Here is a 21,026-nt window from a genome sequence, read left to right as displayed (position 1 = left end):
TGGCCCAGAATTGGTGGTTATACCAAGGCCTCTCTGGTGCGCCAGTTCGAGTAATGCCTACCAATTTCGCCAACTGGCAGTCAGCTCTGTAGCGCAAAACGATGCAGCACGGTCAGGTGCCGTGCGCGATACGGACCCGTTTGTGAGCGGGCCCGTCGGCGTCGGACACGCCGACTGAAACAGTGAGGATCCCGTTGTCGTACGTGGCAGTGATGTCATCTTCCTTCGCCCCCGGCGGCAATTGGACCGATCTCGTGAAGGTGCCGTAGGAGAATTCCGAGTGTCCGTCGGATCCCGTCCGCACCTTGCGCTGCGCCTTGATCGTCAAAACCCCGTCATGGGTAGTGATATCGACATCCTCAACTGGGTCGATGCCCGGTAGTTCGGCTCTAACCTCATAGCGGCCGTCCGTCATTCCGTCCTCCAGCCGAATCGGCTGACCGCCGAACACCGGGGGAAGCGTCGCCCAAGACGGAAATCCGGCAAACCACTCCGAGAATGGCGAGCGCTGCAGCCGCGAGGGGAGCTGGCCGGATTCGCCGCCGATCAAGTTTTGTGCCTTGTTGCCGGTGCTGTGCGCCCAGGGACTTTGCCAGTTCGCGATGGCCCAAATCACGAAGATGTCGAGCGCGATGACCACAATGGACGACGTCGGCGAATACGGCAGCCACATGAACATGCCGATGATGGATATGCAGGCGATGACAATCGCAGACATTCGTGCCCATAGCTCACCCCGGAAAAGCCCGACTGCAACGGCGCCAACCAAGGCTCCCAAAACGATCAAGATGCAACCCCAGGCCGTGGGGTTTAACCGGTACAGGTAACTATCCGGCACGCGGACGAAGAATTTGCCACCGGTCAGTGCCGAAATGCCCTCAAGAACGGTCACGACCGCAGAGATCATCAGTATGATTGCAGCCGCCAGGCTTCCGGTGCCCGCTAGTGCCCGAAGCGCTGAATTCTCGCCGTCTGTTGACTTTTTGGCCATGCCTGCCTCCTGTTGCCGCATTGGTCTTAAGCCGTGACAAGTGATTCGGTAGGCCCTCTTGCCCGCCATAGTTGCGCGGCTCGGGTTCCGGGTATAGGGGCCAAAGTCCTTTGCATACCAAACTTCGGTCGCATGCGCTCGATGGTGGTGACTTGAGCGGGTTCCGACCAGCCCGCCTGGCTTTGCGGGACGTCTCGGCATAGGACCTTTGGCCCTAGCGCGGCCTGGGCCGCAGCGCAACGCTGGAAATTTCAGGAAAGGGTGTCATTTTCCCGCCTGGGAAAGGGATTCAGTCGTGAAAACCAAAGGAAGAACTGCAGGCCTGCGCGCGTCGTTCGACCCCTGACATGGGTTAGCCCGGCAAACACTCGATCGGTCAAGAAGCGATCGTCGCCGGCAGCGATCTCGACACGACCGCGGCGGGACAGGTGAATGTCGCGGACGCGAAACACATGCCGTGCCATGCCATTACATTACGAGGATAGAGATTGCGGGCCGCGAAGATCAGACCCGACCAGTGCTTGTTGACCACACCGAAGTCATTTGCGGACCAGGAGAACACCGTGCGCAGTGAGCGAACGCAATCCACGCTCGTAGTCTGCGTCGATGGCAGCGGACCATCCGATGCTGCTGTCCGTTGGGCGGTAGGGGAATCCGTGATGCGCGAGCGGCCCATCACCTTGATCCATGTTGTGGCGCCGACACCCATCGACTCAACAATGACGCCTGATGGGGCGATCCCGCAGGTGCGGCTAGATCAGGCACGCCAGATCGTGCAGCACTCACGAGAGATAGCCGACGAACTGACTGACGGGAAGCATCCTCGCATGCAAACCGAGATTACATATGCCAGTGTGGTTTCCACGCTCATCGAAGCATCGCAGCATGCGTACATGATGGTGACAGGAAGCCGCGGGGTTGACGCCTCGAGCGCCTACAGGCTCGGCTCGGTGAGTGCGGCGTTGCTCCGCGACGCGCGGTGCCCCGTTGCGGTTGTTCACGACCGTCAGCATGTCGGCCAGAATGTCGCTGAAGCGTCACCTGTGCTGCTCGGTATTGACGGAACACCGGCGTCTGAAGCCGCTACCGCGTTAGCCTTCGACGAGGCCAGCCGCCGGCAGGTGCCACTGCTGGCACTGCACGCATGGAGCGATGTCGGGGTGTCTCCGATTCTGGGCATGGATTGGCATGTCAATCGCGACCAAGGCGATGAGGTGCTCGGCGAACGGCTGGCCGGATGGCACGAACGATACCCCGACGTGCAGGTCGAGCGAAAACTGGTGTGTGACGTGCCGGCCCGCTGGCTAGTGCAGGAATCGACGAGAGCCCAACTGGTGGTTCTGGGCCGACGCGGCCGCGGCGGGTACCCGGGCATGCGGCTCGGGTCGGTGAGTTCGGCGGTCGCCCAGTCCGCGCGCGTTCCGGTGATCGTGGTCCCCGACGACCAGCCTTGGGATTAGCGTCGGATGGCCACTTTGTCGAGGACTTCTCTTTCGTTGCGGCGCCGGGCTGGGCGGCGAGCGTCATCGAGGCAGCGCTAACCCGTATCGGTCGGGAAGGGTGACGAAATGGTGAGTGGTAGAAGGTATCCCGGGGTTGTCGTCCCTGTTGACGCCGATGCCGAAACTTTGCGCTGGGCAGCACGTGATGCAGCGCTGCGCAAGGTGCCGGTCACTCTCGTCCATCTTGGGCCGATGCCTGGCTTCCACGACTCTGCACGGCTTTTGATGACTGCTCCGACAACAGACGAACTGCGTCAAGGTCATGACGATGCAGCGCGACAATTACTCTCGAATGCGATCAAGGTGATCCAAGACGGTGCCGATGGGGGCGACCTGCCTGCCATCAACAGCGAACTGCTCTATTCGGCACGTGTGCCGACCGTTGTTGAGCTGTCGAAGGAGGCTCAGCTAGTCGTCGTCGGCGGTCGGCAGCGCACTGCCCCGGGCGCCCGCCTAGACGCTTCACTCACAACCGATTTACTACACCTTGCTCACTGCCCCGTCGCGGTGATCCACGACGAGGGATCGGCAGCATTGCCGTCGGCGCAGTTGCCAGTGCTGGTCGGAATCGACGGATCAGGTGGGTCGCAGCTGGCCGCCCAAACCGCGTTCGTCGAGGCCTCCATTCGACACGTGGAACTAATTGCGCTGCACGCCTGGAGTGACGGTGCGACGTCGACGACGTCCAAAGCGCACCAAGTCCTCGAGGAGGGACTGGCGGGCTGGCAAGACTGCTATCCCGACGTCACGGTTCGGCGCATTGTCGTACACAACGACCCGGCGCGACAGCTTTCTGAAAAATCCTGCTCGGCACAGCTGCTGGTTGTTGGCAGCCATGGTCGCGGCGCACGTCCGGGCCTGATGCTCGGATCGGTCACCACCGCCGTGCTGAAAGATGTCGGCATACCGGTGATTGTGGCCCGCTAGCCGGGTCGAGACGGCAATCCGGGTGGGATCAAGTGTCTTTTGGACCCTTGTACACCTGTCGACGTTAGTGAAAAACTCTGATACGTCCGCGCACCGTTCGAAACGAAAGCGGCCTGCATGATCCCTTACTCGGACGGCATTCCGGCCCGCCGGTTCCCCTGGGTGAATGTCGCGCTGATCGCAGCCAACTTTGCCGTCTTCGTGTTCTACGAATTGCCGGATCCGGAGGGGGCCGTCAAACAGGCCTCGTTTTATGCATGCAATGTCGACCACGCCTGCCATATGGGTTACCCATGGGGTATCAGTTGGATCACGGCGATGTTCCTGCACGGCAGCTGGGATCACATTCTCGGCAACATGTGGTTTCTGGCGATCTTCGGCAAGAATGTCGAGGACGCGTTCGGAAAACTGGGTTACCTGGTCTTCTACTTTGCCGGCGGATTCGCGGCAATGTTTTTGCAGACCGCGATGACCTTGCTCTTCGGCAGCCCGTCCGACGCCCAAGTACCGTGCCTGGGCGCCAGCGGTGCGATCGCCGCCGTCATGGGCGCCTATTTCGTGATCTATCCCAGCTCGAGCATTCGCACGCTCGTGCTGTGGTTCCCGGTCAGCATCCCGGCATGGCTTTATCTCGGCGGCTGGTTCATCTACCAGTTCTTCGAAGGGAACTCTGCACTGGTGGCAGGTAAGAGTGGTGGCAGCGGCGTCGCATTCTTCGCACACGTCGGAGGATTCCTTTTCGGCGCGCTCATCACCGGCCTTTTGGTGAGCAGTGGACGAGTGGTGGCCCGGACGCCGCAATGGTACGAAACGTAGGTCCACTGATCGTGATGGCGGGAATCGTCATCGCGGTCGTCGGCATCCTGGTGTGGGCCGGTGCGTTCTCGTGGTTCGGCCATCTTCCCGGTGATATCCGCATTGAACGCGACAACGTGCGCGTCTACATCCCGGTGGTCTCGATGCTGTTGATCTCGGTCGCGCTCAGCCTATTGCTGACAGTCGCCGAGTATCTTTTTCGGCGGTGAAGCCGAGGCTTCTCTCGCCCCGCCTTGCACGGCTCAGGGAGAATCAGTCGTGCCGACCTTGGGCTCGCCCAATTCCCTTTCGGAGATGTAGATTCGGTACCCGGATATGATCTCGAGCCCACCCAGGACCACCAGACAGATTCCGACGACGGTCGCCAGCGTCGTGATAGAAGAGAACGGCAATGCCATCAGGATGACTCCGGCAGCAGCTGTGATCGTGCCGAAGAAGATGGTCCAGCCGCCAATGGCATCGGACTCGGTGATTCCGTAAACCATCGCTGCCATGCCGCGGAAAAGGAACGGTATCCCAATCGCTATCGCCAGCAGCTGCACTGCGTGGGAGAGATCGCGGAAGGCCAACGTCCCGAGTACAAGCGACGTCGCGCCGCTGACGAACGACAGAGCCTGGCCGCGCGTCCGCTCGACCATGCGGAGTCCAATAATGAGCTGCATTACGGCAGAGGCCACCAGGTATACACCCAACAAGGTCGCCGCGACCTCTGTCGAGATGTCGGGCCACAGCAGCACCGCACTGCCGACCAGGAGGGCGAGCGCGCCGGAGGCCAGCGTCGGCTTCCACAGGTCGTGGGGTTCTGGGTGAGAAGTGTGGGTCGTCATCGCGAAAGCAACTTCACTCGTGATCTCGCGGCCGTCAGCTGCGGTCGACCGTGGGTCGGGCGATGGCACGCACATCGAGCAGTTGAGTGATATCGCTTGCGGTCACGATGCCCACCACTTGGCCGTTTTCCATGACCAGCGCGCGCCTGCGATCTGGTGCCATCCGTTCCATCAGCGCGGTCAGCGGCTCATGCGGCGACGCTATAGGCACTTCGTTCAGGGGTATGGCAACGTCACGCACCAGCGTCGTGGCGCGCTGGTGCGGCGCCAGTTTGCGCAGTTGTGTGAGCGTGATCAGCCCAGTGATGGAGCCGTCCGAGTCCTCAACTGGGTAGGCCGAGTGGCGATCACCGAGCAGATAGCGCTGAATGAATTCCTCTGCTGTTATCCAACCCGGAGCTGTTCGCGGGTGGGGCGTCATCGCCTGATCGACAGTCACACCGGCCAGCGATTGTCTGACCAGTACCTGTGCCTCCTCGTCCCGGGCGGCGGTCAACAGAAACCAGCCGATAAAAGCCATCCACGCGCCACCAATCAGGGAGCCGTTGACGAATTCCGCCAGGCCTAAACCGATAAGAACGTAACCGAGAACCCGCCCGCACCGGGCCGCGGTGACCGCCGCGCGCGCAGGGTCGCCGGATCGGCGCCACAAAACAGCGCGCAGCACTCGGCCACCGTCCAGCGGCGCAGCAGGCAGCAGGTTGAACAACGCCAAAAACAGGTTGATAGCGGCCAGCCACCAGGCGACAGCCACCATGATGGACTCGACACCAAGGTGGTGCAGCACCTTAGCGGTCCCCGCAAACACGGCTGCCAGCGCCAGACTGACCGTCGGACCCGATGCCGCGATTTTGAACTCGGATTTCGCTGTCTTGGCCTGGCCGCGTAGCCGTGCGACGCCGCCGAACAGCCACAGCGTCAAGCTATCCACGGCGACTCCCTCACGACGGGCAACCAACGCATGGGTAAGTTCGTGAGCCAGTAGCGACGCCAGCAGCACTAGGGCGCCGATCAGCCCGGCGAGCCAGTAGTTCGATGTCGAATAGCCCGGACTGGCATGCGGCAGCGACGTCGCCAAGCTCCACGTGAACAACCACAAGATCACCACGGTGCTCCAATGGATGGGCACCGGAAATCCATCTACCGTGCCTATTCGAATGTCCTCATGCATTGCGTGCTCCTCGGTTCACGGGATAGTCGACATAAGGCCCATCGCAGAGGAAGTTCTTGTGACGTTGGACCTTTAACTTTCGCCGAAGGGAGGCTTCTGCCGGGCGAACTATTCGATGACCAGTTGATCGTCGACGTTGTTCACGCCTGACACCGACCAGGCTGCGCGCCGCGCAGCCTCATCTTCTGCCCATGAACTGACGGTGCCGCGCAAAGTGACACGGCCATTACTCGTCTCGATAGAAGTCGTCGACGTCCTGATTCACCGTTCGCGCCAGTTCTGTCCTGATCTTCTCGCGCACGTCAGCTGCCCGCGGGCCGGCATTCAACTCGATGTTGTTGGTCACGCCCGTCACCCCTGTGAGGTGTCTAATCGCAGTCTCGGCCGCGCTGCGCTGGAACTGCCAATCGACCTTTCCAGTGAGAGTCACCCAGCCGCTGTCGACCGTCGCTTCTACCGAATCAGGCACATCGCTATGCCATTTGATCGCGGTTGCCGCCGCGGACGCGATATCGACGTCGTCGCGGACGTGAGCGTCAGCGACTTCAACTTTCACATCATTCGCAACAGCCTGCACGCCGACCACCCGCCTCGCAGCCTTTGCGGCTTCGACCTTTTGCCAATAGGTCGGCACAGATCCCCGCAACGTCACCACGCCGTCATTCACGGCGACGGCAATACGAGAGGAGTCCACGGCCGGGTCGTCTTTCAGCTCCTCGACTACATCGTCGTTGACGAATACGTCGTCTTTGCTCACCGGGTTTCCTTCGGACGGGTAGAGATTCGTGTGCAATCCGCAATTACGAGCCTCTTCCGGTGCCGTAACGAATCAACAGTGTCGGAGGTCATCCGGCACAGGGCCAAAAGTCACTCAGCGCCTGGATTCGCCAGTTTGTCGACGCTCCGGGATCAAACGCCCGCCTGACATGCTGCTGTCTACAGCCCTCGTCGAATTGCCTGCGATGCCTGGCATTTGCGGGAAGAGCGGTTCGCGCCGCGGGTAGCGAGAAAGGCGGCCACCTCAAACTCACGAAGACCGTGACAACCTCGGTTAACGTCGTCTACCGTAGCCAAATGGGAGTCAATGCGGAAATGGTGCGGTGCAGTGAAGTTGGCTCGGCCCAACACGCCGCTCGGGCAGACCGCGCGATCATCCCACCGTCGCACGACGGCCGGCCCTTCCCCCCGCTGAGTCGACAATGACGCCGCCCGACCGGCTCCGCAGATCACGCGCGAGTAAAGCGACAGCCCGGGCGGTGCTTGGCGCCGGGATCCACGGCGTGATCGGCGGTATTCGAGGAACCGCCAACGGAATCCGCGATGGCTGGCAGCAAGGTAGTCAGTCAGTGGCCGGGCGGCCGGGCGAGGCCTGGTATCGGGGCGTTGTCGGCGGCATCCGGGGGACGCTCAACGGAATTCGCGACGGTCGGAGCGGAGGCAGTCAATCCCCCCGGCCGCCGCATTGACGTCGCATCGCTGGGATCCAAATGATGGCGGCATCCTCGAATGGTTCGCCGGTCTGTCAAACAGCAGGAATTGCAATCACTTACACAACAGCTGAGATCGGACTTGGCCGGCTAATAGCGTAAGTCGTGATTCAACTTCAGCTCCCGACAGCGCCTTTCAGCTCCTGAGCGAGCTGATCAGTTGTCGAGTCAATGGTGTGCTTCACTGTCTTGGCCGCGCGGGTGACAGCCTCATCGAACGCCTTGTCAAGGGTTGGCTCTCCGACCATGATCAGCGCTGCCTGGCTGCCGCTCACCTCGCCAGCGGCTTCTTTGAGCTCCTTGCGGGACAGCGGCCCCATGCCGAGTTCTTCTGGAATGATGCGGATCCGGGGTCGATCGAGCCGCTTGACGATATGGGGCTTCCCATTCTCGTTGTCGACGACAGCCGCATCGAATTTCCCAACCACCTCGTCCTTATGGAGCTGTTCGACAGCATCGAGATCGGCCTTCGCGGCATCGACGCTATCGTAAACAGCAACGTAAAAGGCACTATTGTTGTCCGCCATTTGACCTCCCAGTCTGGAAAATGAAGGCGACAAAACACCTTCCCCCAGAGGCCAAGGCGCTGCAGGCTGCCGTCCGTAGGGCCGAAGGTCCCATCTCCGCGCCGATCCGTAGCGCCTGGCCGAGGTTCGGTGGTGGGCGGCGAACTCGTTGGCACGGCAGATGCCTCGCGCATGCTCAGGGCACCACGACGGCGCGGCCGTACACCTTCCCGTCGCGGAGGTCGCGGTAGGCCTGCGCTGCGTCGTCCAGCGAGTAGATGGTCGTCTCGGTGTGCAGCAATCCCCGGGCCGCCAAACAGATGACTTCGGCCAGCTCGAAACGGGAACCCCAGTAGGTTGTCTGGATGCTGACCTCGTAGGGCTGCGAAAAGAAAGACAGCGGGATACTTCCCCCGGCAATGCCGACGATCGTGGCGTCACCAAGCGTGCGCGCAGCTGTCCGAGAGAGTTCCATCGTCGACGTGGCTCCGACAAAGTCGAGGAGCACATCCGCGCCGTAGCCTCGAGTGAGGTCCTTGATGGCCACGGCCGCGAGATCGTCGGATGTGAGCACATGGTCGGCGCCCACCTTCGTCGCCAGATCCAGTGCCTCCTGCCGATTGTCGACCGCGATCACCTCGGCAGCAGTTGTCGCCTTGATGAGCTGGATGGCTACGTGGCCGAGCCCGCCGACGCCTACCACCACCACGGTGGACGTCGGCGTGATCTTCGACCATGACCGGCGGATCGCGTGGTACGGCGTGAGCCCGGCGTCGGTGAGTGGAGCCGCCGTCGCCGGCTCAAGGCCGTCGGGCAGCCGTACCAGCAGCCGCTCGGCCGGCACGAGCAAGTACTCAGCCATGCCGCCGTCAAGGCCAAGCCCGCCACCGCCGCCGACCACTGGTGCCTTGGCCTGATCCTCGCAGTAGTCCTCGAAGCCCTGCTCGCACCGGCTGCATTTGCCGCATCCCCACGCGCCATAGACCGCGACGGCGTCGCCCTCCGACACGCTGGTGACGGCTGCCCCGACCGAGTCGACCCACCCGGCATTCTCGTGTCCCAGTGTGAACGGCATCGTCCACGGCATCATGCCCGGCTGGAAATCGTGCATCAGGTGGAGGTCGGAATGACACGCCCCGGCGCCTCCGATCTTGACGACGACCTCGGCTGGACCCGGTGTTGGCTTTGGCACCTCCATCAGCTCTGGATCGGTCTTCCAATCAGTCAATCGCAGAGCCTTCATCAGTCACCGTCCTGTCGCCGCTTCAACCTTGACAGTCAACAAGTTTCGACATGTGCTTACCGGTTCATGCCGCCGATTCGCGCAGTTATGTTTCTTTGTCGTCCACGACATCCACGACCACGCCCCACGGGGACCTGACGAAGCCTTCACCGAGGTCGACTTCGACGGCTTCAGGGGCTGGTTCAATGGGGTCGTACAGCTCGACGCGGTAAGCGGAGAAATCGGCACGCTTTGCGGCGATCGCCCGCGCCATATCAAGGCGAGTCGTCGCGTACGTGTACTCCTTGCCATCATCCGGGTTCAAGGTACGCGTAGTCGCGTCTCCGGGATTGAGTCCCTGTGTATCAGCCCGGTGATAGGCCGCGTCGTCACTCATCTCGTCAGTCTCTCCGTCCGTCTTCTGTCACTCAGCCGACGGCATGGGGGGTCAGTTTAACGATTCACTTTGCTGGACCTGTCCTGTTTGACCAAATTACGCATATTTGGAAATCGACGAAATTTTCGTCGGGCACAACCCGACCAGGACATCGCCCTTGGTCACCCAGCGGATGGCTGTCAGGCCCGGTCGATGTCGGGCTCGATGTAGACGATTCGAGCTGCCGGAACGGCAGTCCGTATCTTGACCTCGGCAGCGTCGATAGCGGAGGCAACGGTCGCCAGGTCGACGCCCGGCGCCACGGAAACCTTTGCCGCAACAAGCAATTCGTCCGGGCCCAGGTACTGCGTGCGGAGGTGGATTACACGATCGACATAGTCAGTGGACTCCAACGCTTCCCGGATCTCCGCAGTCTCCGACGCGGTGGCGCTCTCGCCGATCAAGAGGCTGTGCATCTCCACCATGAGGAACACCGCGACTGCGCCGAGCAGCACGCCGATCGCCAGCGTTGCGACGCCGTCCCAGACCGACGAGCCGGTAAGGACGGTTAAACCTACACCCACCATCGCCAGCGTCAGCCCGATCAAGTCGGCGGTGTCTTCCAACAGCACCACCGGCAGCTCGGGGTCACGGGAATCGCGGATGAATCGCCACCAAGACTTGTTGCCCTTCAGCGAGCGCGATACAGTGCGAGCCGTGTAGAAGCTGTAGGCCTCTAAGCCTGCCGTCACGATCAGAATCGCCAGCGCCACAACCGGAGACGTGAGCGGTTCGGGGTGAGCCACCTTGCGACAGCCCTCGTACAGCGCGAAGCCTGCCCCTAACGTGAATATCAGAAGGGCCACCACGAACGACCAGAAGTACCGGCTGCGACCGTAGCCGAAGGAATGCAGAGTGTCCGCCTGTTTCCGGGCAGAACGCTGCCCGAGCAGAAGCAGGCCTTGGTTGGCGATGTCAGCAACCGAGTGGACCGACTCGGCCATCATGGCTGCGCTGCCCGTGATCACGAAACCAGCGAACTTCGCGGCGGCGATGCCGAGGTTGGCTGCCAATGCCGCCACGATGGCTCTAGCACTGTCAGGGTGATCGGTGGCGTTCATTGTCTAACATCATCGCTTCGCCATCGACCGCACTGGACATCTTCGCAATCTGGGCAGTGGCAACCTCCGAGAGCCCGCGCTGAATGTTTCCGCCTGGCCATGCGTATTCGGCTCAGTCGTCGTCAAGTTATAGGTTGACTCGATGGCGCCGCGGACATCGCCGGGACTGCGGCAGATCACAGAAGGCGTCGGTGCCCTCGACGCTGGGTGTTCGAGGCGATCGCGAACTCACGTAGCCACTGCTCGACCGCGCGATGCCGGCGCTCAGCCGTGCCGCCGACAATGGCAAGCTGTGGTTTGCGATTGGGGCCGCGCTGGCACTGTCGGGCAGGGCAATTCGCTCGGTGAGCAGGTCGTGACCGTTGTCGCGTTGTTTCTGCCAATCCGTGCCGAGCACAGGGAAAAGCCCGACATCACTCCAGCTGTGAAGCGCCACCAACGGCCCACCACGTCGGGAGGCCTCGTCGAACGCTATGCCGGTAGCAGTTTCCGATGCCGGCGACCCGTCGATCCCGACCAGGACAGGCGCGTCTCCGCGAATGTTGTGCTCCAGGTGGCCGCCTTGGTGCACCACCACGACGGGGCAGCGTGCGCGGCCAAGCAGTCCCAGATTGATCGAGCCCAGCCTACCGCGGATGACACCATCCTTTCTCCGGCCGCCAACCACGATCATTTCCGCTTGGCGCGATTCGTCGACCAAGCCACTTACCGCTGGCGCGGATTGCATCTCGGTATGGAGTTCGTCCAACACGTGCCCGGCGGCCTTCTCCGCGATCGCGGCGGCTCGGCAAAGGACGCGATGTGCCACGTCCAACTGTCCGTGCGATGCGGTGCTGGGCGAGTTCGTCAGCCCCGGCTCGATTACGTGCACCAGCTTGAGTGCCACTCCGCGCATCGCTGCGTCCCGAGCGGCCCACGAGATCGCTGCATCGGAGGGGTTAGATGCATCGACGGCAACCACAATGGCGTCGTGTTCCGACTCACGAGTCAAATTCTTCTTCCTGATGGGCTCCGATCGCGATTCGATCGTTGAGCCCAGCGGCGGAGATGTCGACGCCTACGCCATTGACGAGGCGTTCCACCACTATCAGCGAGCTGCCCGCGAACTCTGGAAGTTCTGTTGGTCCGGCGGCGGGGGAACGCACATCGAGATCATCGCTCACCTCATCGATCAAATGGCCACCGACGATGAGACCATCAACTGGTGGGAACGGGCCATGCCGCGACAACGCGAGTGATCGCCCACAGCTGGACCCAGCGAATCGCGTGACGTCCACTGCCGTCTGTCTCGTACTAGAGATTCGGGAGTGATCGTTTCCTGCCTCAGATCTTTGAGCTTCGGGAGTATCGCATCGTGTCTCATCTCGCCTGAGACGAATCGCTGTTCCGATCGCGCGGAAGTCAGCTTCGGAGTACCGGCAGTAGCAGCCGCGATGAGGAACGGATGGTGTTGATGGTGCTGGTGCCGACGGGAGCATGGCGAAAGTTCATGATCGCCGGAACTTCCGGGTTCTGGTCGTCGCTGGTGAGCGCCAAACGGATGCGGTGTCCGCTCCGGAATCGACGGGCGTTGGGAAGCAAGGGGATTCGGTAGACGACGTCTTGGCCGACCGGGACCGCGGCCGCGGTCCGGCACGGCAGGACCGGAGCGCCCGGGCGGCTGGCGTCTTCGTCGATCTCGCGCAGGCTGGCCCGCAGCCACCCGCTGGTGAGATGGTCGACGAGCGAGCCGTCTTCGGCGATGTCGGACACGACCACGATCCATCCGGTGTCCAACGCCGTTGCCGAAGCAACCAGTCGCAGTTCAATGTCGCCGGCCACGTCGAGGTCCTCGTCCAGCGGTGCGCTGGTCCAGCTCAGCATCGAGGGCGGATCGATCGCGCTGGGCCTGGCTCGGTTGAGTCCTGCTCCCAGGGTCATGTACTCGCGGCTGCCGGGTTCGCCCTCGTCGGTGGCTAAGTCCCCGTCGGCGCGCAGCGCGAATTCACGGTGCGAGCTGTCGGGCGGTGGCCATGACTCCACCGCCTTCCACTCGCCGGCTTCGGGCAGGAAGTAACGGAATTCCGGACCCTCGAGGACGCCGGTGTCCTGTCCCTTGAGCCAATGGTCGTACCACGCGAGCGCTTCGATGTGCAGGCTCTCCCACGGCCAGGTCATGCCGTACTTGCCGAGCATTGCCACCCGGACACAAGGGCTTTTGATCAGCAGCGGCAGTGCGGAGAAGGTCGACGGCAGGTGAAGCGGCGCGTTCTCCCAGTCACAACCCAAGTAGACCGGGATATCGATGTTCTCGAGCAGTGGTGTCAGGTCGCGGTCGTCCCACCACGCATCCCGCAGCGGATGCTTGACCACGGCGTCCTGCCACAGCTCATCCCACGGCTCGGGTGGGTGGGGCAGCTTCATGAGCAGGTTGAGGATTGCATTGGAGGATTCGCCGTTCATGGTGGCGAACTTCTTATGCACCGCCGGCAGGTTCAGGATGCGGCGGGCCACGGCGAAAGGTGCGCTGCGGTAGAACCGGTCGCTCCTGGTTGCCGTCAGCCCGAGCACCGACAGAAACGAACTGAGAAAATTCGTGCTGGGCAGGCCGTGGTGCGACGCGGCATCGTAGAGATCGATGGTGGCACCGAACGGAAAGATGGCCTTGAGGTATGGAGGTCGCTCGACGGCGGCCTCGAGCTGCGTCATGGCGAAGTAGCTGATGCCCAACATCCCGACATTGCCGTCACACCAAAGTTGTTGACCCACCCACTCGATCACGTCGTGCATGTCACGGCGCTCTTGACTGTCGAACAAGGTGAAAGTCCCACCGGAGCCGCCGGTTCCGCGCAGATTCACGATGACGTGGACGTAGCCGCGCGGCACCCAAAAGTCGGTGGCCCCGGCCTCGATAAGTCCGGCCGGCGCGCCGAGGTCCTGCACTTGCCGGGCGTACGGGGACGCGGCCACCAGTGCCGGAAACGACCCTTCGGCGTCCGGGCGAAAGATGTCGGCCACCAGCTCGATTCCGTCCCGCATCGGAATCTTGACGTTGATGTGCCGACGTGTGTGGTACCGCGGTTGGCTCAGGTTGCGGAACCCACGCCCTGATGTCTGCGGCCCGTTCAGTTGGCGTTGGCCTGGTTCGGTTCCGGCTACGCGCTTCGAGATGGTGCTCATGGTGCTCTCCAAAGTTTCCTGTTGCGTTGAGATAAGTCCGGCAGGTCCAGCAGTGGTAGTGCCGGCAGGTGATGTGCTGGGAGCGTCACAGTCATGTCGGCGTCAATCGTGATGTGAGAGACTTTGGCCGCGGTTATGCACTAAGGCGGGGGTAGTCGGTGTAGCCGTGCTCGTCGCCGCCGTAGAAGGTAGCCCGGTCGGGGCTATTGAACGGGCCTCCGGCGGCCAGCCGCGCCGGTAGGTCGGGGTTGGCCAGGAACAGGCTGGCGAACGCGATCATGTCGGCGGTGCCGTCCTCAATCAGCTCGAGGGCGTCGAGGTTGGTCAGCGAGCCCGGGGTTGCCGGGCTGAGGATGAACAGGCCGGCAAAGCGCTTGCGCAAATCGACGGTCAGTTCGCGGTCGGAGGCTTCCATGACGTGCAGGTAAGCCAGGCCGATCGGCGTTAACGCGTCAACCAGCGCTTGATAGATGTCGCGGTAGCCGTCCTCGACGATGTCGTTGAGCGGGTTGGTCGGTGAGATTCGTAGTCCCACGCGGTGGGCGCCGATCGCCTCGGCGAGAGCGCGGGCAACCTCAACGGTCAAACGGATCCTGCCGTCGACTGAGCCGCCCCAGCGATCGTCGCGCTGGTTGGCGTTGGTCGACAGGAACTGGTGCAGCAGATAGCCGTTGGCGCCGTGCAGTTCTACTCCGTCGAACCCGGCGGTGATCGCGTTGCGGGCGGCGTGCGCGAAATCGTTGATCATTTGCGCGATTCCGCCCTCGTCCAACTCAACCGGGGTGACGAAGTCCTTCATTCCCTCCAGCGTGAAAACCTGGCCCGCCGCAGCGACCGGTGAGGGGCCCACCGGTGTGAGGCCCTCGGGCAGCAGGCTGGGGTGGCCAATGCGACCGGTGTGCATGAGTTGGGCGAAGATGACTCCACCCTCGGCGTGTACGGCGTCGGTCACCTGTTGCCACCCGCCAACCTGCTCTGTCGAATGCAGCCCGGGGGTGTTGGGGTAACCCTGACCGATCACCGATGGCTGGGTGCCTTCGGTAATGATCAGCCCGGCGGTTGCGCGCTGGGCGTAGTAGGTCGCCATCAACGGTGTCGGGGACTGGCCGAACCCGTAGGCGCGGCTGCGGGTCATCGGAGCCATCACGATCCGGTTGCGCAAGCGCATCCCGGCGAGATCGATGGGGTCGAATGCGGTGGTCATGGTCTTCTTTCCTGAAACGGCTCGATTACCTGTCCGAACAAGGACATCACAGAAGTATTCCATGCGCAAGCTTTTGCTCTCATCGACGGACCGATATACTGATCGATCAACTAATTAAGGAGTCACCGGTCATGGCCCAGCGCAAAGCGGCAACCACCACTCGCGATTCGACCGGCGGTACGGTGCCCATGCCCGCGGCCGCGCAAGGCGGTCCTATCAGCCATGCGATCTTCCGAGTGGCCCGTGTGCACCGGATGATCGCCGGACAGCTGTTGCGCCGTGTGGGTCTGCACCCCGGCCAGGAGCTGGTGATGATGCATCTGTGGGAACTGGGCCCGCAACGCCAGGTCGACCTGGTGGAGTTGCTCGACTCCGACCCCGCCACCATGACCCGTACCATCCGCCGCCTCGAGCGCGCCGGCTTTGTGCGACGCTCCCCCAGCCCCGGCGACAAGCGCGCCTATCTGATCGAAGCCACTCCGGCCAGTCAAGGATTGCGCCGGCAAGTCGAAGACATCTGGGCTCAGCTTGAAGAACTCGCCGTCGGCGACGTCGGCAAAAACCAACGGCAGACAATCCTCGAAGTCTTAGAAGGACTCGAGGGACGGTTGTCCCGAGCAGCTACTATGCCAGCGCACTGACGGGCAAGCCTCACATCCCACATGACGGGCTGAGCCTCGGTCGCGTGCTGGTGGTCAAACCCCACCTCGATCGTTACGCGGCATACCGATCTGGTCCGAAGTTACCCGGGCCGTTCTCGGCTCAAACGCTAATCAACGGGCACGCGAGTTGAGGCACCTGTCAATGGCGTCGGCTGGGCATGCGGCGCGGCACCGACGCCAGTGCTAAACCTATTGGGCGCGCTAATGTACTAACGCTTCGGTCGGCGGCGACCAACCCGGCCGGACGATCGCGCCGCGGCCAACTCCGTCAAAGTGCGCTCGCGCATTGGCACCCCGTTGCACTCCCGGGCCAGCTAAGGATAGGCGGTTGGACACTCCACGAGGGGCCGTCGGCGTCCACGGTGATTCCGACACAGAGTTTTGAGAGCCTCGTATCTCGTCGTTTCCGAGACGCCGCAGAACCGCCGCTCGGCGGGTCGGGCGAGGTTGCGCCGCCATGGCGGCCCGCGTTGGGGGCGCTGTCAGACTGAGGGCATCTCGCGCAACACCATCCGACATGTAGCAGCGCTAATCGGTTTCTCACCTTTTATGGCGGATCCGCCATTTCTAAGTCACGAAGTTGAGAATTCCGCCATGTTGGATGAGAACCTACAACAGTTGGTGAGGCTTGGGCCTTGGGGCCCAGGCCATTTGTTTGCCTTCTGGCTTTCCGATTGTAGGCCGGCGGTCCACTGCGCTCAAGGACACGGCCTCCGCTTCGCTACGGGCACAAGGCTCGCAAACTTTCCCGCTTCGCTCGCATGCTCGCGCGGGAAACTTTGCGCCCGGACCTTGCGCTCCGCGGCCCTCGTGCCGGCCTCAATCTCCTTTGCCAGAAGGCAAAAAGAACGGGCGGCCTATCGGGACGCCCTCTCACAGAAAGGGTCACCATGACCGACACCACCACCGAGGTTCAGGACAGCAACGCCGTCGAATCGATCGGCACGCTAGAACACCTCGACCCTGCGCTGCTCGAAATCGGCGAAAACGTCCGCGACGACGCCGCCCTGAGCAAGTCGTTCATCGCCAGCATCGCCGAAAACGGTGTCCTGGTACCGATTACCGGCGTTCGCGACCCCGAGAACGCGGGAATTGTCCGCGTTCGGAATGGTCAACGCCGACCAGCCAGGGCGATCGCCCTTCCGGCGGCTACACAATAGGTTGGCTTCCCGACGCGGATCAGGACTACCTCGCGCCCTTTAACGACGCGGATCAGGATCACTTCGCAAAGTTTGACGACGCGGATCAAGGTCACTTCGCGCTGTTTGACGCAAGGAAGCGGGTGACGGCGGTCGATGGTTTCGGTGAGGTCCTGGCAAGAATCCGACTCTCCGATCTGGCGGTCTATCTGAGCCACAGCCCCGAGGAGATCAAGGACTCGTTTCGGGATCCCGAAGGCGGGTCACTCCTCGCCGTCAACGAGGGCGAAATCGCCCGACCCGGCTTGGCCGCCGGATGCTGGATCGCCTCACCGCTCCCCCGGCGCGCGCATAGGCGAACCTCGCTCCCCCTTCCCCAGACAATATGCGGGAATCGAATATGCGGCCTTACCGGTAGTGGTTCTCCGTATTCACATGTGCCACAACAATTTTCGGATGTCGAAGACAAAGCGTATTGCCTGGTCAATGGCTTGTATCTGTTCGGGGTCAATTATTCCATGACAAGGTGAGGCGGTCATCGCGCACACTAGGACACGCATCCGACGCCTGGAGGACCCATACCGGAATGAGCCCGGTCGCCGAATTCGACTTCATCATCGTGGGAGCAGGCAGCGCAGGCTGCCTGCTCACCAATCGGCTCAGCGCCAACCCTGATCGCCGTGTGCTCCTGATTGAGGCCGGCGGCAGAGATGACTGGTTCTGGATCAAGGTGCCGGTGGGCTATCTGTACACAATCGCCAACCCCCGCACCGATTGGTGCTTCACCACCGAGGCCGACCCAGGCCTGGCCGGCCGCAGCATTCACTACGCGCGGGGCCGCGTGATCGGTGGCTGCTCATCGATCAACGCGATGATCCACATGCGCGGACAGGCGAGCGACTACGACCTGTGGGCGCAGGCTACCGGTGACGAGCGATGGCTTTGGGGTGGCTTGGACTGTCCAGGTGAGACGCTGGCAATCTACAAAAAGTTGGAAGACTACTTTGGTGGCGCCGACGAGTGGCACGGCGCCGGTGGTGAGATCCGCGTCGAGCGTCCGCGTGTCCGCTGGAAGATCTTGAACGCCTGGCAGGCCGCCGCTGCCCAGGTGGGCATTGACCCGATCGATGAGTTCAACCGGGGCGTCAACGCCGGCAGTGCGTACTTTCATGTCAACCAACGGCGGGGCCGTCGCTGGTCGATGGCTGATGCTTTCTTGCATCCCATCGCCCACCGACCCAATCTCACCGTCTACACACAGACGCATGCCTTGCGGCTTCTGATGGACGACCAGGTCCACGAGGATCAGCGTCGCGGTGCCTGGACCACGGCGCAGCAGCGCGTCACCGGCCTGCGCCTGCTCAAAGGTGGCCAAGTCGTCGACGTCCGAGCCCGCCGGGAGGTGATCCTGAGCGCCGGAGCTATTGGCTCGCCGCATCTGATGCAAGTCTCGGGTCTGGGCCCGGCTGGCCTGCTTGCCCAGCATCACGTGTCGGTGGCCGTCGATCTGCCAGGAGTGGGCGAAAACCTCCAGGACCACCTACAGCTTCGAACGGTCTACCGGATCCGGGGTGCCCCGACCGTCAACACGCTGTACCGGAATTGGATCAGCCGTGCGGGCATGGGACTTCAGTACCTGCTGTTGCGATCGGGGCCCATGACCATGCCGCCTTCCACCCTGGGGGCTTTCGCCAAGAGCAACCCCGCGCTAGGCAGTCCCGATTTGGAGTGGCATGTGCAGCCCTTGTCTTTGCCGAAATTCGGCGAACCCCTGCACCCCTTCGGAGCGATCACTCCCTCGGTCTGCAATTTGCGACCCAGCTCGCGTGGCCATGTACGGATGGCCAACGCAGATCCACTGACCAACCCGAAGATTTTCTGCAATTACCTTTCCACTGATGCCGATCGCAAAATCGCCGTGAGGGGCCTCCGGATGACCCGGCAGATCATGGCGGCGCCAGCTCTGGCCCGCTACTGCCCGCAAGAGTTGCTTCCCGGCCCGCAACTGGTGAGCGACGAAGAGCTGCAGAAGGCGGCCGGTGAACTCGGTACGACTATTTTCCACCCGGTGGGCACCTGCGCGATGGGAGCGTTTGACGCACGCGGTCGGCCGCGGTCGGCCGCCACGGTGCTCGACACCGACTGCCGCGTGTATCGCGTCGCCGGCCTTCGAGTGGCCGATGCTTCGGCTATGCCCACCATCATTTCCGGCAACACCAACGCGCCCGTCATGCTCATCGCAGAGCGCGCAGCGCGGGCGATCATGGGATAAGTCGGTTAACACCGAGACATCAATCTGCTTGCGCGGCCGGCGGCGATGCCTAAGCCGCTCCCCCGCGTCGCGCGAGACCGCTCGTGCGCGAGGTTACCAGTAAAGTACTGCGTTTTCGGTTGTGGGACAACGGCTTCGGCCATGGCGCGGCACGCCTGCACTACGGCTTGGCAGTGTTAGCCCCGGGCCGTAATCGCGTGGGGGGTGGCGTTCACCCCGACTCGTGGCGGTGACGACGCCTCGACGCTCTTGCCATTGCTGCAGCCCGCAGTGATCAGCGCAACGGCCAGGCCGATGACTGCTGCGTGGCGGTATGCGTTCGTTCTCACGAGCTTACTCTCGCGTTTTCGGACGGTGTGGGTCAAATTGCGGCTGCCCTTGCGCTGGAGCAATAGGAATACGCGCGAAGCGAATATGCAGACTTACCGGTAGAGCCGTATTACGCTGTAACACAACGTGATACGCTGCTCTTAGAGTGCCGATAAGGATCGCTCGCCGGGCCGACCAGTCCCGCAGTTTAGACCTGTTTGATTGTCGCGAAACCTGGGCCCGTGCGCCGTCGTCGCGGCATCTGGTCTGAATCCGGTCCGGTCCGATGGCGGCGACATTTCGTCTCGCGATGGCCTCTGACGCCAATAGCGTCGAAGACCGAAACGCACTCTCTCCCTAGCAATTACGTCACTGTGACGTTTCTCGCGGTCTCCCCTGTCCACCTATGCTGTCGCTCAGCATGTTTCACCATCATGGATAATTATCGTTATGCATGAAAAACATCGGATGAATCAACCTCCTCATCTCCGGTTCGGCCGTACACAGAGTCTTCGTGAGCGAGATCGTGGTCACCGACGCCGAGCAGGCCGGCGAGATAGCCGCAATCCTCAGGGCAGCGTTAGGCAGGCCATCCGGTCGGCCAGTACCCGGGCCGGAACGCCACCGACCGCGCCCAGAGCTTCGGCGATCAACGCTAACGTCGTCGATGCGCGCTGATCGCTGGCGAAAACGTACCGATCGGCGGCCGCGTTCGGTAGCTGGGGGCTACTCGTGGCGCGCCGGCAACCGCAGACCTTCGCTGTTGGCTAATTCCTTTGTGGCGCCCGGGTATTCAACACGGCACCGACGCGACGGGAGAGGCAGTGTTGCCGGCTTACTGACGGGCCTGCGCGCGTCGGGGCCTGAGGTCCTCGATGCGATCGAGGACCTCATCGAGTGCCGTTTCGAGAGGGGCAGGGTCGCGGCGAACCTGCGCGAGCATGATGCCGCCTTCGACCGCGGCCAACAGCGCGGTCGCCAGGCGGTCGGGGTTGGCCTTGCGGCGGAGATCGCCCCGGTCGCACATGGCCTGTAGGCCCTCGCGGATCGCCGCTTCCCACTGGTCGAATCCACCGGCGAGGTCAGCTCGACACTCCGGGAAGCGCTCGGCCAGCTCCCCGACCAGCGACCCGACCGGGCAGCCGCCTTCGCAGTTCCGCTGGCGATACGTGTCGACGACGAAGTCTCGCCAGGCTCGCAACCCCTCCATGCTGTCCAGCCCCCCGAGCGTTGCGAGAAGAGCGTGGATGCGGTGGGCGATGACGGCCCTGATCAAGGATTCCTTGTCCCCGAAGTAGTGATACACCTGCGAAGGACCAACGCCCGCCGCCTTCT

At 62.5% G+C, this 21,026-nt stretch carries 22 protein-coding genes and 1 pseudogene; 8 read left to right on the top strand and 15 right to left on the bottom strand.

Annotated features, from left to right (window positions below; all coding sequences use genetic code 11):
- Window positions 1–112 precede the first annotated feature (112 nt).
- Complete coding sequence (locus VKI00_RS03090; protein WP_414687103.1) at window positions 113–550, bottom strand: Hsp20/alpha crystallin family protein; 438 nt, start codon at window positions 548–550, stop codon at window positions 113–115.
- A 51-nt stretch (window positions 551–601) separates the two neighbouring features.
- Window positions 602–991: pseudogene (locus VKI00_RS33930) on the bottom strand (DUF7144 family membrane protein); the annotation flags it as partial.
- A 563-nt stretch (window positions 992–1,554) separates the two neighbouring features.
- Between VKI00_RS33930 and VKI00_RS03085 the strand changes: the two are divergent.
- The 4 genes from VKI00_RS03085 to VKI00_RS03070 all read left to right on the top strand — a co-directional run bounded on the left by VKI00_RS03085 (window position 1,555) and on the right by VKI00_RS03070 (window position 4,445).
- Entirely contained in the window at window positions 1,555–2,451 is an 897-nt protein-coding gene (locus VKI00_RS03085; protein WP_324435272.1) for a universal stress protein, read from the top strand.
- Window positions 2,452–2,559: 108 nt separating this feature from the next.
- Window positions 2,560–3,420, top strand: a complete 861-nt coding sequence (locus VKI00_RS03080) for a universal stress protein (protein WP_324435271.1) — start codon at window positions 2,560–2,562, stop codon at window positions 3,418–3,420.
- Between the two features lie 162 nt (window positions 3,421–3,582).
- Window positions 3,583–4,236: a rhomboid family intramembrane serine protease gene (locus tag VKI00_RS03075; RefSeq protein ID WP_324435269.1), complete on the top strand. Its 654-nt coding sequence runs from the start codon at window positions 3,583–3,585 to the stop codon at window positions 4,234–4,236.
- Between the two features lie 14 nt (window positions 4,237–4,250).
- On the top strand, window positions 4,251–4,445 hold the full coding sequence (locus VKI00_RS03070) for a DUF2905 domain-containing protein (RefSeq protein ID WP_324435267.1): 195 nt from the start codon (window positions 4,251–4,253) through the stop codon (window positions 4,443–4,445).
- 33 nt (window positions 4,446–4,478) lie between these two features.
- On the opposite strand, the gene VKI00_RS03065 is transcribed toward VKI00_RS03070, so the two are convergent.
- The 9 genes from VKI00_RS03065 to VKI00_RS03030 form a co-directional block, all read right to left on the bottom strand.
- A complete protein-coding gene (locus VKI00_RS03065) occupies window positions 4,479–5,063 on the bottom strand; it encodes an HdeD family acid-resistance protein (RefSeq protein ID WP_324435265.1) in 585 nt (194 codons plus the stop codon).
- Window positions 5,064–5,097: 34 nt separating this feature from the next.
- Window positions 5,098–6,234 carry a site-2 protease family protein gene (locus VKI00_RS03060; protein WP_324435263.1) on the bottom strand — a complete coding sequence of 379 codons (1,137 nt, stop codon included), beginning with the start codon at window positions 6,232–6,234 and terminating at the stop codon, window positions 5,098–5,100.
- A gap of 108 nt (window positions 6,235–6,342) precedes the next feature.
- A complete protein-coding gene (locus VKI00_RS33680; protein WP_414687102.1) occupies window positions 6,343–6,447 on the bottom strand; it encodes a BON domain-containing protein in 105 nt (34 codons plus the stop codon).
- Between the two features lie 13 nt (window positions 6,448–6,460).
- Complete coding sequence (locus VKI00_RS03055) at window positions 6,461–6,991, bottom strand: BON domain-containing protein (RefSeq protein WP_324435261.1); 531 nt, start codon at window positions 6,989–6,991, stop codon at window positions 6,461–6,463.
- An 846-nt stretch (window positions 6,992–7,837) separates the two neighbouring features.
- Window positions 7,838–8,248 carry a hypothetical protein gene (locus VKI00_RS03050; protein WP_324435259.1) on the bottom strand — a complete coding sequence of 137 codons (411 nt, stop codon included), beginning with the start codon at window positions 8,246–8,248 and terminating at the stop codon, window positions 7,838–7,840.
- Between the two features lie 175 nt (window positions 8,249–8,423).
- A complete protein-coding gene (locus VKI00_RS03045; protein ID WP_324435257.1) occupies window positions 8,424–9,455 on the bottom strand; it encodes an NAD(P)-dependent alcohol dehydrogenase in 1,032 nt (343 codons plus the stop codon).
- Window positions 9,456–9,555: 100 nt separating this feature from the next.
- Window positions 9,556–9,846, bottom strand: a complete 291-nt coding sequence (locus VKI00_RS03040; protein WP_324435255.1) for a hypothetical protein — start codon at window positions 9,844–9,846, stop codon at window positions 9,556–9,558.
- A 179-nt stretch (window positions 9,847–10,025) separates the two neighbouring features.
- Window positions 10,026–10,946 (bottom strand): cation diffusion facilitator family transporter, encoded by a 921-nt coding sequence (locus VKI00_RS03035; RefSeq protein ID WP_324435254.1) that lies wholly within the window; start codon window positions 10,944–10,946, stop codon window positions 10,026–10,028.
- A gap of 127 nt (window positions 10,947–11,073) precedes the next feature.
- The gene (locus VKI00_RS03030; RefSeq protein ID WP_324435252.1) at window positions 11,074–11,937 is read right to left on the bottom strand and encodes a universal stress protein; all 864 of its coding nucleotides are present in this window, start codon (window positions 11,935–11,937) and stop codon (window positions 11,074–11,076) included.
- Between the two features lie 13 nt (window positions 11,938–11,950).
- Between VKI00_RS03030 and VKI00_RS03025 the strand changes: the two genes are divergently transcribed.
- Window positions 11,951–12,184 (top strand): hypothetical protein, encoded by a 234-nt coding sequence (locus VKI00_RS03025; RefSeq protein ID WP_324435251.1) that lies wholly within the window; start codon window positions 11,951–11,953, stop codon window positions 12,182–12,184.
- Window positions 12,185–12,347: 163 nt separating this feature from the next.
- On the opposite strand, the gene VKI00_RS03020 is transcribed toward VKI00_RS03025, so the two are convergent.
- A complete protein-coding gene (locus tag VKI00_RS03020) occupies window positions 12,348–14,105 on the bottom strand; it encodes a CocE/NonD family hydrolase (RefSeq protein ID WP_324435249.1) in 1,758 nt (585 codons plus the stop codon).
- 133 nt (window positions 14,106–14,238) lie between these two features.
- The gene (locus VKI00_RS03015) at window positions 14,239–15,309 is read right to left on the bottom strand and encodes an alkene reductase (RefSeq protein WP_324435248.1); all 1,071 of its coding nucleotides are present in this window, start codon (window positions 15,307–15,309) and stop codon (window positions 14,239–14,241) included.
- A gap of 131 nt (window positions 15,310–15,440) precedes the next feature.
- Between VKI00_RS03015 and VKI00_RS03010 the strand changes: the two genes are divergently transcribed.
- The 3 genes from VKI00_RS03010 (at window position 15,441) to VKI00_RS03000 (ending at window position 19,382) form a co-directional block, all read left to right on the top strand.
- The gene (locus VKI00_RS03010; RefSeq protein ID WP_324435247.1) at window positions 15,441–15,950 is read left to right on the top strand and encodes a MarR family winged helix-turn-helix transcriptional regulator; all 510 of its coding nucleotides are present in this window, start codon (window positions 15,441–15,443) and stop codon (window positions 15,948–15,950) included.
- Window positions 15,951–16,861: 911 nt separating this feature from the next.
- Window positions 16,862–17,131, top strand: coding sequence for a hypothetical protein (locus tag VKI00_RS03005; RefSeq protein ID WP_324435246.1), 270 nt, complete (start codon window positions 16,862–16,864; stop codon window positions 17,129–17,131).
- A gap of 565 nt (window positions 17,132–17,696) precedes the next feature.
- The gene (locus VKI00_RS03000; RefSeq protein WP_324435245.1) at window positions 17,697–19,382 is read left to right on the top strand and encodes a GMC family oxidoreductase; all 1,686 of its coding nucleotides are present in this window, start codon (window positions 17,697–17,699) and stop codon (window positions 19,380–19,382) included.
- 176 nt (window positions 19,383–19,558) lie between these two features.
- On the opposite strand, the gene VKI00_RS02995 is transcribed toward VKI00_RS03000, so the two are convergent.
- Complete coding sequence (locus VKI00_RS02995; protein ID WP_324435287.1) at window positions 19,559–19,711, bottom strand: hypothetical protein; 153 nt, start codon at window positions 19,709–19,711, stop codon at window positions 19,559–19,561.
- 815 nt (window positions 19,712–20,526) lie between these two features.
- On the bottom strand, window positions 20,527–21,026 hold a 500-nt coding region (locus VKI00_RS02990; RefSeq protein ID WP_324435243.1), incomplete at its 5' end, for a TetR/AcrR family transcriptional regulator.

This window comes from Mycobacterium sp. (genome assembly GCF_035314665.1).
Lineage (GTDB): Bacteria > Actinomycetota > Actinomycetes > Mycobacteriales > Mycobacteriaceae > Mycobacterium.
The sequence above is the reverse complement of the archived record's forward strand: the minus strand, read 5'-3'. Positions and strand labels throughout refer to the sequence as shown.

What these genes read in the sequence shown, in the direction of transcription:
- VKI00_RS03080 (WP_324435271.1), top strand. Translation starts at nt 2,560, where the DNA reads ATGGTGAGTGGTAGAAGGTATCCCGGGGTTGTCGTCCCTGTTGACGCC.
- VKI00_RS03070 (WP_324435267.1), top strand. Translation starts at nt 4,251, where the DNA reads ATGGCGGGAATCGTCATCGCGGTCGTCGGCATCCTGGTGTGGGCCGGT.
- VKI00_RS03065 (WP_324435265.1), bottom strand. Translation starts at nt 5,063, where the DNA reads ATGACGACCCACACTTCTCACCCAGAACCCCACGACCTGTGGAAGCCG.
- VKI00_RS03060 (WP_324435263.1), bottom strand. Translation starts at nt 6,234, where the DNA reads ATGCATGAGGACATTCGAATAGGCACGGTAGATGGATTTCCGGTGCCC.
- VKI00_RS03050 (WP_324435259.1), bottom strand. Translation starts at nt 8,248, where the DNA reads ATGGCGGACAACAATAGTGCCTTTTACGTTGCTGTTTACGATAGCGTC.
- VKI00_RS03040 (WP_324435255.1), bottom strand. Translation starts at nt 9,846, where the DNA reads ATGAGTGACGACGCGGCCTATCACCGGGCTGATACACAGGGACTCAAT.
- VKI00_RS03035 (WP_324435254.1), bottom strand. Translation starts at nt 10,946, where the DNA reads ATGAACGCCACCGATCACCCTGACAGTGCTAGAGCCATCGTGGCGGCA.
- VKI00_RS03025 (WP_324435251.1), top strand. Translation starts at nt 11,951, where the DNA reads ATGGGCTCCGATCGCGATTCGATCGTTGAGCCCAGCGGCGGAGATGTC.
- VKI00_RS03020 (WP_324435249.1), bottom strand. Translation starts at nt 14,105, where the DNA reads ATGAGCACCATCTCGAAGCGCGTAGCCGGAACCGAACCAGGCCAACGC.
- VKI00_RS03015 (WP_324435248.1), bottom strand. Translation starts at nt 15,309, where the DNA reads ATGACCACCGCATTCGACCCCATCGATCTCGCCGGGATGCGCTTGCGC.
- VKI00_RS03010 (WP_324435247.1), top strand. Translation starts at nt 15,441, where the DNA reads ATGGCCCAGCGCAAAGCGGCAACCACCACTCGCGATTCGACCGGCGGT.
- VKI00_RS03005 (WP_324435246.1), top strand. Translation starts at nt 16,862, where the DNA reads ATGACCGACACCACCACCGAGGTTCAGGACAGCAACGCCGTCGAATCG.
- VKI00_RS03000 (WP_324435245.1), top strand. Translation starts at nt 17,697, where the DNA reads ATGAGCCCGGTCGCCGAATTCGACTTCATCATCGTGGGAGCAGGCAGC.